11 protein-coding genes, 1 rRNA gene and 1 riboswitch are annotated in these 10,818 nt (G+C 69.2%); of the genes, 11 read left to right on the top strand and 1 reads right to left on the bottom strand.

The annotated features are described in order from the left end of the window. The 11 genes from rrf to ACFZBB_RS34160 form a co-directional block, all read left to right on the top strand. Window positions 1–83: ribosomal RNA gene (rrf, locus tag ACFZBB_RS34210) — 5S ribosomal RNA — on the top strand; the annotation flags it as partial. Between the two features lie 114 nt (window positions 84–197). Continuing rightward, entirely contained in the window at window positions 198–806 is a 609-nt protein-coding gene (locus ACFZBB_RS34205; protein ID WP_355335745.1) for a CDP-alcohol phosphatidyltransferase family protein, read from the top strand. Window positions 807–828: 22 nt separating this feature from the next. After that, complete coding sequence (locus tag ACFZBB_RS34200; protein ID WP_391130955.1) at window positions 829–3,324, top strand: sugar phosphate nucleotidyltransferase; 2,496 nt, start codon at window positions 829–831, stop codon at window positions 3,322–3,324. Between the two features lie 63 nt (window positions 3,325–3,387). Beyond that, a complete protein-coding gene (locus ACFZBB_RS34195; protein ID WP_391130953.1) occupies window positions 3,388–4,329 on the top strand; it encodes a DUF881 domain-containing protein in 942 nt (313 codons plus the stop codon). Then, window positions 4,326–4,658, top strand: a complete 333-nt coding sequence (locus ACFZBB_RS34190; protein ID WP_033175851.1) for a small basic family protein — start codon at window positions 4,326–4,328, stop codon at window positions 4,656–4,658. The genes ACFZBB_RS34195 and ACFZBB_RS34190 overlap by 4 nt, the downstream gene beginning before the upstream one ends. 7 nt (window positions 4,659–4,665) lie before the next feature. Then, entirely contained in the window at window positions 4,666–5,520 is an 855-nt protein-coding gene (locus ACFZBB_RS34185; RefSeq protein ID WP_391130950.1) for a DUF881 domain-containing protein, read from the top strand. 358 nt (window positions 5,521–5,878) lie between these two features. Then, window positions 5,879–6,412, top strand: a complete 534-nt coding sequence (locus ACFZBB_RS34180; RefSeq protein ID WP_317452800.1) for an FHA domain-containing protein — start codon at window positions 5,879–5,881, stop codon at window positions 6,410–6,412. A gap of 46 nt (window positions 6,413–6,458) precedes the next feature. After that, window positions 6,459–7,193 carry a MerR family transcriptional regulator gene (locus tag ACFZBB_RS34175; RefSeq protein ID WP_391130946.1) on the top strand — a complete coding sequence of 245 codons (735 nt, stop codon included), beginning with the start codon at window positions 6,459–6,461 and terminating at the stop codon, window positions 7,191–7,193. A 178-nt stretch (window positions 7,194–7,371) separates the two neighbouring features. Next, window positions 7,372–7,845, top strand: coding sequence for a bifunctional nuclease family protein (locus ACFZBB_RS34170; protein ID WP_031518684.1), 474 nt, complete (start codon window positions 7,372–7,374; stop codon window positions 7,843–7,845). 223 nt (window positions 7,846–8,068) lie between these two features. Further along, window positions 8,069–8,617 carry a MerR family transcriptional regulator gene (locus ACFZBB_RS34165; protein ID WP_391130959.1) on the top strand — a complete coding sequence of 183 codons (549 nt, stop codon included), beginning with the start codon at window positions 8,069–8,071 and terminating at the stop codon, window positions 8,615–8,617. Window positions 8,618–8,686: 69 nt separating this feature from the next. Next, window positions 8,687–10,174: a DNA polymerase IV gene (locus ACFZBB_RS34160; RefSeq protein ID WP_391130943.1), complete on the top strand. Its 1,488-nt coding sequence runs from the start codon at window positions 8,687–8,689 to the stop codon at window positions 10,172–10,174. On the opposite strand, the gene ACFZBB_RS34155 is transcribed toward ACFZBB_RS34160, so the two are convergent. After that, the gene (locus tag ACFZBB_RS34155; RefSeq protein WP_391130940.1) at window positions 10,093–10,467 is read right to left on the bottom strand and encodes a PRC-barrel domain-containing protein; all 375 of its coding nucleotides are present in this window, start codon (window positions 10,465–10,467) and stop codon (window positions 10,093–10,095) included. The genes ACFZBB_RS34160 and ACFZBB_RS34155 overlap by 82 nt on opposite strands. 137 nt (window positions 10,468–10,604) lie before the next feature. Further along, window positions 10,605–10,700: riboswitch (glycine riboswitch) on the top strand. Window positions 10,701–10,818: the final 118 nt, after the last annotated feature.

Below are 10,818 nucleotides of genomic sequence, written 5' to 3'. Positions count from 1 at the left end.
ACATTCCGAACCCGGAAGCTAAGCCTTTCAGCGCCGATGGTACTGCAGGGGGGACCCTGTGGGAGAGTAGGACACCGCCGAACAATCTTTATGGAAGAGGCCCGGCCTCGGATCTTAGGATCCGACGCCGGGCCTCTTTTGCGTCTGCGGTAGAGTCTGGCCGGAAACGTCAGGACATACATACAGGAGGGGCCCCGGTGGAGGTCCAGGAGACAAGGGTGCAAACGGATCGGATCTTCACGATCCCCAACATCCTGAGTATGGCCCGCCTGGTGGGCGTACCCGTGTTCCTGTGGCTGATTCTGTGGCCCGAGTTCGGCGGCCCGAAGGCTGACGGCTGGGCGCTGCTCGTACTCGCCCTGAGCGGCATCAGTGACTATCTGGACGGCAAGCTGGCCCGGCGGTGGAATCAGGTCAGCAGTCTCGGCCGGGTCCTCGATCCCGCGGCCGACCGGCTGTTTGTACTGTCCACGCTGGTAGGTCTCACATGGCGCGACATCCTCCCACTGTGGGTAACGGTCCTGCTGCTCGCCCGTGAGGCCGTGATGGCGGTGATGCTGCTGATTCTCCGGAGGCATGGGTACGGACCTCCCCAGGTGAACTTCATCGGGAAAGCGGCTACCTTCAACCTCATGTACGCCTTTCCGCTGCTCCTCCTGAGCGACGGAAGCGGATGGCTTGCGACACTGGCGTCTATTTTCGGCTGGGCGTTCGCAGGTTGGGGTACAACCCTGTACTGGTGGGCAGGGATCCTCTATGTGGTGCAGGTCCGCCGACTTGTGCGGGCGGACACCACGGCTGACTGAGTCACGAGGAGGACGTTCCGACATGAAGGCGGTTGTCATGGCCGGCGGTGAAGGCACTCGCCTTCGCCCAATGACCTCGAGCATGCCCAAACCTCTGCTGCCAGTGGTGAATCGCCCGATCATGCAGCATGTTCTGACACTGCTCAAGCGGCATGGACTCACTGAGACGGTGGTGACTGTCCAGTTCCTTGCCTCCCTGGTGAAGAACTATTTCGGGGACGGCGAAGAATTTGGAATGGAGCTCACCTACGCCAACGAGGAGAAGCCGCTGGGGACGGCCGGAAGCGTCAAGAACGCCGAAGAGGCGTTGAAGGACGACTCCTTCCTCGTGATCTCCGGTGATGCCCTGACGGACTTCGATCTCACCGAACTGATCGAATTCCACAAGGAGAAGGGAGCCATGGTCACGGTCTGTCTGACCCGGGTCCCCAATCCTCTCGAATTCGGCATCACCATCGTCGACGACGAAGGCAAGGTGGAACGCTTCCTGGAGAAGCCCACCTGGGGCCAGGTGTTCTCCGACACGGTGAACACCGGCATTTACGTGATGGAGCCCGAGGTCTTCGACTACGTCCAGGCCGACGTGTCCGTCGACTGGTCGGGCGATGTCTTCCCGCAGCTCATGAAGGAAGGCAAGCCCGTCTACGGCTTCATCGCCGAGGGTTACTGGGAGGACGTCGGCACGCACGAGAGCTACGTGAAGGCCCAGGCCGACGTGCTCGAGGGCAAGGTCGACGTCGATATCGACGGCTTCGAGATCTCCCCCGGCGTGTGGGTGGCGGAAGGCGCCGAGGTGCATCACGACGCCATCCTGCGCGGCCCGCTCTTCATCGGCGACTACGCCAAGGTCGAGGCGGGCGCCGAGATTCGCGAGCACAGCGTCATCGGCTCCAATGTGGTCGTGAAAACAGGCGCTTTCCTGCACAAGGCCGTCATCCACGACAATGTCTACATCGGCCCGCAGACCAATCTGCGCGGCTGCGTCATCGGCAAGAACACCGATGTGATGCGGGCCGCGCGGATCGATGACGGCGCGGTCATCGGCGACGAGTGCCTGATCGGCGAGGAATCGAACATCGCCGGCAACGTACGCGTCTATCCGTTCAAGACGATCGAGGCCGGCGCCTTCGTCAACACCTCGGTCATCTGGGAGTCGCGCGGGCAGGCGCATCTGTTCGGTGCCCGCGGGGTGTCCGGCATTCTGAACGTCGAGATCACCCCCGAGTTGGCCGTACGGCTGGCGGGCGCGTACGCGACCACGTTGAAGAAGGGCGCGACGGTCACCACCGCGCGTGACCACTCACGTGGTGCGCGTGCGCTCAAGCGGGCGGTGATCTCCGCGCTCCAGACCAGCGCGATCGACGTGCGCGATCTGGAGAACGTGCCGATGCCCGTGGCGCGGCAGCAGACCGCCCGCGGCAGCGCGGGCGGCATCATGATCCGGACGTCACCCGGACGGCCGGACTCGCTGGACATCATGTTCTTCGACGAGCGGGGCGCGGACCTGTCCGCGGCCGGGCAGCGGAAGCTGGACCGGGTCTTCGCCCGTCAGGAGTACCGCAGAGCGTTCCCCGGCGAGATCGGAGACCTGCGGTTCCCCGCCACGGTCTTCGACTCCTACACCGGCGCGCTGCTGCGGGCCGTCGACATCTCCGGGATCGCCGACGCCGGTCTGAAGGTCGTGGTCGACGCGGCCAACGGCAGTGCCGGGCTCGTCCTGCCCAGCCTCCTCGGACGGCTCGGCGTGGACGCGCTCACCGTCAACCCCGGTCTGGACGAGGCCCGTCCGACCGAGACCACCGAGAGCCGGCGGGCCGGACTCGTACGCCTCGGTGAGATCGTCGCCTCGGCGCGAGCCGCCTTCGGCGTGCGGTTCGACCCGGTAGGTGAGCGGCTGTCCCTCGTCGACGAGCGGGGCCGGATCATCGAGGACGACCGGGCGCTGCTCGTCATGCTCGACCTCGTCGCGGCCGAGCGCCGCAGCGGCCGGGTGGCGCTGCCCGTGACCACGACCCGGATCGGCGAGCAGGTCGCCGCCTACCACGGCACCCAGGTCGAGTGGACGATGACGTCGCCCGACGACCTGACCAGGGTCGGCAGGGCCGAGGGCACCATCTTCGGCGGCGACGGGCGCGGCGGCTTCATCATTCCGGAGTTCAGCAGCGTCTTCGACGGATCGGCCGCCTTCGTGCGGCTGATCGGACTGGTGGCGCGTACGCAGCTCACGCTCAGCCAGATCGACGCCCGTATCCCGCGCGCTCATGTCATCAAGCGGGACGTGCCGACACCGTGGGCCGTCAAGGGTTCCGTGATGCGGCGCGTGGTGGAGTCGGCGGGCGACCGCTCGGTGGACACCACCGACGGCGTGCGCGTGGTCGAGGCGGACGGCCGCTGGGTGATGGTGCTGCCCGACCCGGCGGAGGCCGTCACGCATCTGTGGGCCGAAGGGCCCGACGACACGTCCGCGCAGGCACTGCTCGACGAGTGGGCGGAGGTCGTGGAGAGCGCCGGGCGCTGATCCTCCGGCCGAACGGCGCGCCGCGAGGGGGCCATTCGAGTGTGGCGGCCCCGACGTGCGACGATGTGCGGCATGCCGCAGCAGCAACCCGATCGGAGCAGCCCCGTCCCCGGGGCTGCCCGGCGGCGTCCTGACGCCTCGATGTCGTTGCTCACCAACGTCATGGAGCACAGTCTCGACGACGGGTACGCGGAGGCCGCCGCGCGCCGCGGCGAGGTCGGCACCTCCAGGCTGCCCAAGCGGCTCAGCGGAAAGCTGGGCCTGGCCGCGGGTCTCGTACTCGCCGCCATCGTGGTCACGGTGGGCGCGGCCCAGACGCGGGTGGCCGCGCCCACCGAAGCCAAGGAGCGGCAGAAGCTCATCGACCAGGTGAAGACCGAGACCGACAGTGCCGACAAGCTCCAGAGCAGTGTGGACAGCCTGCGCGACACCGTGGCCGCCGAGCAGCGGGCCGCGCTGGAGGACCACGGCGGCGACAGCAGCGCGCTGGTCGAGCTGCTGTCGGGCGCGACTCCGGTGGACGGTCCCGGCGTAAAGCTGGTCGTGGACGACGCCAAGGAGGCGTCAGAAGGCGGCACAGGCGGCCCGCGGGAGAGCAGCGGCTTCTCCGACACAGGCAGGGTCCGGGACCGCGACATGCAGCGCGTGGTGAACGGGCTGTGGTCCTCGGGAGCCGAGGCGATCACCGTCAACGGCCAACGGCTCACCGCACTGTCCGCCATCCGGGCCGCCGGTGACGCCATACTGGTCGACAACAAGCCGCTGGCGCCGCCGTACACGGTGCTGGCGATCGGGGACGGGGAGCGGTTGAGCGCGGCATTCCAGGACAGTGCGGACGGTCAGTACCTGCACGTCCTGGAGCAGAACTACGGCATCCGCGCGAGCATCTCCGTCCAGGGCGAGCTGCACCTGGCCGCCGCGCCCAGCCTGATCGTGCGGTATGCCAAGCCGGTCCCCGGCCAGCAGAAGGCGGACTCCGCCACAACAGGGAAGGGTTCGAAGTGATCGCCGTACTGGGCCTCGTCGTGGGAGTCGTGGTCGGGCTCGTGGTCCGTCCCGTGGTGCCGACCGGGGTCGAGCCGTATCTGCCGATCGCCGTCGTCGCGGCTCTCGACGCGGTCTTCGGCGGCCTGCGGGCGATGCTGGACGGGATCTTCGACGACAAGGTTTTCGTGGTCTCCTTCCTGTCCAACGTGGTGGTGGCGGCGCTGATCGTCTTCCTCGGCGACAAGCTCGGGGTGGGCGCGCAGCTCTCCACCGGCGTCGTGGTCGTCCTCGGCATCCGGATCTTCTCCAACGCGGCGGCCATCCGCCGCCACGTCTTCCGGGCGTGACGACGGTATGAGCGACGAGCACAACGAGCCCGCGGACGACGGGCAGGACCGCCAGCAGCACGGCCCGGCCCACGCCGCGCACGATCACGAGCCCGCCCACGCCGCGCACGCCCATGAGCCGGAGCACGCCGCGCCGCCGGTCACCGGGCGGCAGCGCCTGGTCGCGGGGCTGTGGCCGCCGCGGCTGTCACGCGCCCAGCTCACCGTGGCCGTCCTGCTGTTCGTCCTCGGTCTCGGGCTGGCGATCCAGGTCAGCTCCACGAGCGACAGCGGCGGGGCACTGCGCGGCGCGCGCAAGGAGGACCTGGTCCGCATCCTGACCGAGCTGGACAACCGCACCCAGCGGCTCGAGGACGAGAAGCGGGGTCTGGAGAGCCAGCGGTCGGAGCTGGAGACCAGCTCCAACCAGGCCGCGGAGGCGCTCAAGCAGACCCGGGCCAAGGCGCAGCAGCTCGGCATCCTGGCGGGCACGGTGGCCGCCCAGGGACCGGGTATCACGCTGAGGATCACCGACCCCAAGGGCGGTGTCCAGGCCGACTCGCTCCTGGACACCCTCCAGGAACTCCGGGCAGCCGGTGCGGAGGCGATCCAGATCAACGATGTCCGGGTCGTCGCCGACACGTACTTCACGGAGGGTACGGACGGTGTGCTCATCGACGGCCACAAAGTGTCCCAGCCGTACGAGTTCAAGGTGATCGGAAATCCGCAGGATCTGGAGCCCGCCCTGAACATCCCGGGCGGGGTCGTGCAGACGCTGGAGAAGGAGCAGGCCACGGCCGATGTCGTCAGGTCGCAGAAGATCGTTGTGTCCGCCTTGCGGCCGTCGAAGCAGCCTGACTACGCTCGGTCGTCATCCCAGTGAGGCGGGGGGTCGGGGCATCTGTGGGGTGCTGTGTGGTGGAAACTGTGTGTAGCGAGGGTTCGTCCTGCCCCACGGGCGGGTCTGTTTCTTTCAAGGGGAATCGCCCGTGAAGTTGTTTGGGAAGTTTTTCGGCAAGAGCGCGCGGCAGTCGGGTGACCCGGCGACGGCGCGCCACCGTGCTCCGCGGAACACCGGGGAGGAGAGCCAGTCCGGCGACCGCCCACTGTTCCGGCACGAGGACCAGCAAGGCGGCGGCGACTTTTCCGGTGGCCCCGGCGTGGCGCCTGTTGACCCTGCCTCGTCCCCCCGCATAGGTTTCGGGGAACCATCAACCTCAACCCCGGGTGGAGGGTTCGGCTTGCCGGTTTGTACGAGGTGCGGGCACACGAACGCGGAGGCGAGCCGCTTCTGCAACAACTGCGGTGCGCCGCTGCGCGGTTCAGGGGCCGGGCAGGAACGCGCGTCCGAGACCACCTCCACGATCTCCATCTCGGGTCTTGAGGCGTACGAGGCGGAGGTCACCGGCCAGCATGTGACGCCGTCGCTCTCCTCCGAGGCGCAGTCGGCCGTGGACGCCCTGCCGATGGGCTCCGCGCTGCTGATCGTGCGACGGGGGCCGAACTCGGGCAGCCGCTTCCTGCTGGACGGTGAGCTGACCACGGCCGGCCGCCACCCGCAGAGCGACATCTTCCTGGACGACGTCACGGTCTCCCGTCGCCATGTGGAGTTCCGCCGCGGCCCGGACGGCGGCTTCACCGTCTCCGACGTCGGCAGCCTCAACGGCACGTACGTCAACCGGGAGCGCATCGACGCGGTGCCGCTGGCCAACGGTGACGAGGTTCAGATCGGCAAGTACAGGTTGGTCTTCTACGCGAGCCAGCGGGGGATCTAGCTCTTTTCCCCCGGACCCGGTCCGGGGGACCCCAGGGAAGGTGTTCATGCCGAGAACGCAGGGCGGTGCCGGAGACGGCACCGCCACCGCCGACAGCGCGCTGTTGAGCATCGGCGCCGTCCTGGGGCAGCTCCAGGACGAGTTCCCCGAGGTCACCATCTCCAAGATCCGTTTCCTGGAGGCCGAGGGCCTGGTGGAGCCGCAGCGCACCCCGTCCGGATACCGCAAGTTCGCGGCCCGTGACGTCGAGCGGCTCGCCTACATCCTGCGCGTGCAGCGCGACCACTACCTGCCGCTGCGGGTGATCAGGGAGCACCTGGACGCGCTCGACCGAGGCGAGCACGTGGCGCTGCCGGGTCCCGCGGAGTCCAGGGAGGCCCAGGAGGCCGCCATCGAGCCCCAGGCGCCCGCGGAGCTGCGGATCGGCCGTACGGAGCTGCTGGCCGCCACCGGGGCCGACGGCGAGGAACTGGACCAGTGGGAGTCCTACGGCCTGGTCGAGGCGGGCCGGGACGGCGGATACGACGCCGACACGGTGAACATCGGGCGGCTCATCGTCGACCTCGGCCGTTTCGGGCTCGAACCGCGCCATTTGCGGGCGGTGAAGGCCGCTGCGGACCGGGAGGCGGGTCTGGTGGAGCAGGTCGTGGCGCCGCTGCGGCGGCACCGCAATCCGCAGACGCGCACCCACGCCGAGGTCACCGCGCGCGAGCTGGCCGCGCTCTCCGTTCGGCTGCACGCGGCGATGGTGCAGTCCTCGCTGCGGGTCAAGCTCCTCTGAGCGGTTTTTCGGTTTTTCCCACGCCTTGTAAAGGCGCCGGTTCGGGGCGGGTACGGGCTTTTCACCGGTCTCCCACGGGCCCGTGCCGACTTTGTGCCGGGTTTCACGAAGCCGCCGAAGTCCGGCCCAGGGGGTGCCCGACTACCCAAACCCGGCAGGCACGTCCTAGGGTTGCTGTGTGAACGAGCTCGACGTTGTGGGTGTCCGGGTCGAAATGCCCTCCAATCAACCGATCGTGCTCCTGCGTGAAGTGGGAGGCGACCGGTACCTGCCCATCTGGATCGGGCCGGGAGAGGCGACGGCCATCGCTTTCGCGCAGCAGGGCATGACGCCTGCGCGACCGCTCACGCATGACCTCTTCAAGGACGTACTCGAAGCGGTCGGACAGACGCTGACCGAGGTCCGTATCACCGACCTGCGCGAAGGCGTCTTCTACGCCGAGCTGGTGTTCGCCAGCGGCGTGGAGGTCAGTGCCCGCCCGTCCGACGCCATAGCCCTCGCGCTGCGCACCGGGACGCCGATCTACGGCAGTGACGGGGTGCTCGACGACGCCGGGATCGCGATCCCGGACGAGCAGGAGGACGAGGTGGAGAAGTTCCGCGAGTTCCTCGACCAGATCTCGCCAGAGGACTTCGGCACGAGCAACCAGTGAGCCGTTCCCGATACGGGGACACGCCAAACCACTCGTGGGGTGAATATCACTCGGCGTGCCGAGTGTGGCGATCGTTGACGCACCCCTGGCGACTGCCTACCTTCGGAGAGGAAAGTCCCGATGGCACGTGCACGCGGCCCCGGGACGCGAAGGGACGGAGGGCGGCGTGAGAAGCACCGGCGACGGTCTGGCGACCGGCGGCCCGTATCCGACCCAGGGGGCACTGGCGCGCGCCACCGCTGACGCGGGCAGCGGCGGGGCGGCACAGGACGTACCGCCCGAGCAGATCGGCTACCGCGGGCCCACCGCGTGCGCCGCGACCGGCATCACCTACCGCCAGCTCGACTACTGGGCCCGTACCGGCCTGGTGGAGCCCAGCGTCCGCCCCGCCTACGGCTCCGGCACGCAGCGGCTCTACAGCTTCCGGGACGTCGTCGTCCTGAAGATAGTGAAGCGGCTGCTGGACACCGGCGTCTCGCTCCAGAACATCCGGACGGCGGTACGGCACCTGCGCTCCGTCGGGCCGACGGAACTGGCCAGGATGACGCTGATGAGCGACGGTGCCACGGTCTACGAGTGCACCTCGCCCGACGAGGTGGTGGATCTGCTCCAGGGGGGCCAGGGGGTCTTCGGCATCGCCGTGGGCGTGGTCTGGCGGGACGTGGAGAGTTCGCTGTCCCAGATGCACGGGGAGCGGGTGGACACCGGCGAGACCCTGGTCGGCGACAATCCGTCCGACGAGCTGGCGAAGCGGCGCAATCGGGCGGTCTGAGCGGCTCACCGACGCCGTGCCGTACACGTGTACGGCGATTGTCGGTGTCGTGCGGCACGATCGGTACTTGTGAGAAGTGCGCCGACGATCCTGCATCTGGACATGGACGCGTTCTTCGCCGCGGTCGAACAGGCGTCGAAGCCGAGCCTGCGGGGCAAGCCGGTGGTGGTCGGCGGCCTCGGCCCCCGCGGCGTCGTATCGACCGCGTCCTATGAGGCGCGCGTCCACGGCGTCCACTCCGCGATGGCGATGGCGCACGCCCGCCGCCTCAGCCCCAACGCCGCCTATCTCGTACCGCGCTTCGGCATCTACCGGCAGATCAGCGAGGCCGTGATGGCGCTGCTGCACGAGGTGTCACCCCTGATAGAGCCGCTGAGCCTGGACGAGGCCTTCGTGGACCTGGAGGCGGGTGGGCACGGCGCGGACCCGCGGGCGGTCGCCCGGCGGCTGCGCGCCGAGATCCGGGCCAGCACCGGGCTCACCGCCTCGGTGGGGCTCGCCGGGTCGAAGCTGCTGGCGAAGATCGCCTCCGAGCAGGCCAAGCCGGACGGCCTGGTCGTCGTCGAGCCCGGCACCGAGCGCGCGCTGCTCGAACCGATGCCGGTACGCACCCTGCCCGGTGTCGGGCCCGCCACCGCCGAGCACCTGCGGCGCGTGGGCATCACCACCGTCGGCGAGATCGTGCACGCGGGGGAGCCGGAGCTGGTCCGGCTGCTCGGCAAGGCGCACGGCACGGGCCTGCACTCGATGGCCGCCGGCCTCGACAACCGCCCCGTGGTCGCCGACCGCGACGTCAAGTCCATCTCCGTCGAGGACACCTTCGACGCCGACCTCACCGACCGCGCCCATGTGCGGTACGAGATCGACCGGCTCGCCGAGCGCTGCGTGCAGCGGCTGCGCGGCGCGGGCCGTTCCGGGCGGACGGTGGTCGTCAAGGTCCGCAGATACGACTTCTCGACCCTCACCCGCTCCGAGACGCTGCGGGCGCCGACCGACGACCCGGGACTCGTACGGGAGACGGCCAGGCGGCTGATGGAGGCCGTCGACACCACCGGCGGTGTGCGGCTGCTCGGGGTGGGCGTCGCCGGGCTCGCCGACTTCACGCAGGAGGACCTGTTCGCGCACGCGGCGGGGGAGGGCGAGGAGGACGAGAACGCGCCCGAGGAGCTGCCCTCGGCGCCGCCGCCCGCACCGGAGCGGGCCAGGCTCTGGTGGCCGGGCCAGGACGTGGAGCACGAGACGTACGGCTCCGGATGGGTGCAGGGCAGCGGGGTCGGACGGGTCACCGTGCGCTTCGAGGTGCCCTCGGACACCGTGCCCGGCCGGGTGCGGACCTTCGCCGTGGACGACCCGGCGCTCGCGCACCGCGATCCGCTGCCGCTCGACCCGGGGGAAGCGGCGGGCGCGGGCCAGGGGAGGGAAGAGGGTGCGAGCCAGGGGAAGGAAGGGGGTCCGGGCCAGGGGGAGGAGGTCGCTCAGTCCTCGCCCGCGAGCCGCCCGAAGTCCCGGTCGGGGGGCGGCGGCTCCGAACCGGACGTCGGCACGTCCATCCCGTAGTGGTGGTAGAGCTGCAACTCCTGCTCCGGCGACAGGTGGCGTCCCACGCCGAAGTCCGGCGCGTCCCTGATCAGCGCCTTCTTGTACGGCACCCGCAATTCGTCGTCCACCACTTCGCTGGGCTCCAGCGGTACGAACGCGTCGCGCGTGAACAGCCCGGTCCTGACGGCCGCCCACTCCGGTTTGCCGGTCGCGTCGTCGAGGTACACCTCGTCCACCGTGCCGATCTTCGTACCGTCATGGTCGAAGACGCGGCGGCCGATCAGGCTGCGCGGATCGATGTCGGTCTGCACGGTCCCTCCAACCAATGGCGAGCGATGTCTGGGTACAGCCAAAGGCACATCCTGGCCGGTGTCGACTCGGGCGGTGATCACCGCCCCCCGCCCCCGCCGCCCCCCGCCGCCTCGCTGGTAGGCTGGTGATCGGCCGCAGACCCCGTGCGGGAGAGCCTCCGAGACAGTGTCGGAGGCGCCGAAGGAGCAAATCCTCCCCGGAATCTCTCAGGCATCCGTACCGCATGGACGAGGTCACTCTGGAAAGCAGGGCACGCACCGGGAGCGGTTTTCCGGCACGGGCCCTCACCGACGGTGAAAGCCGCTCCCACGGGGGCGGTGAAGCTCTCAGGTTCTGATGACAGAGGGGGA

Origin of the sequence: Streptomyces sp. NPDC008139, assembly GCF_042957025.1 — a bacterium.
Classification (GTDB): domain Bacteria; phylum Actinomycetota; class Actinomycetes; order Streptomycetales; family Streptomycetaceae; genus Actinacidiphila.
The sequence above is the reverse complement of the archived record's forward strand: the minus strand, read 5'-3'. Positions and strand labels throughout refer to the sequence as shown.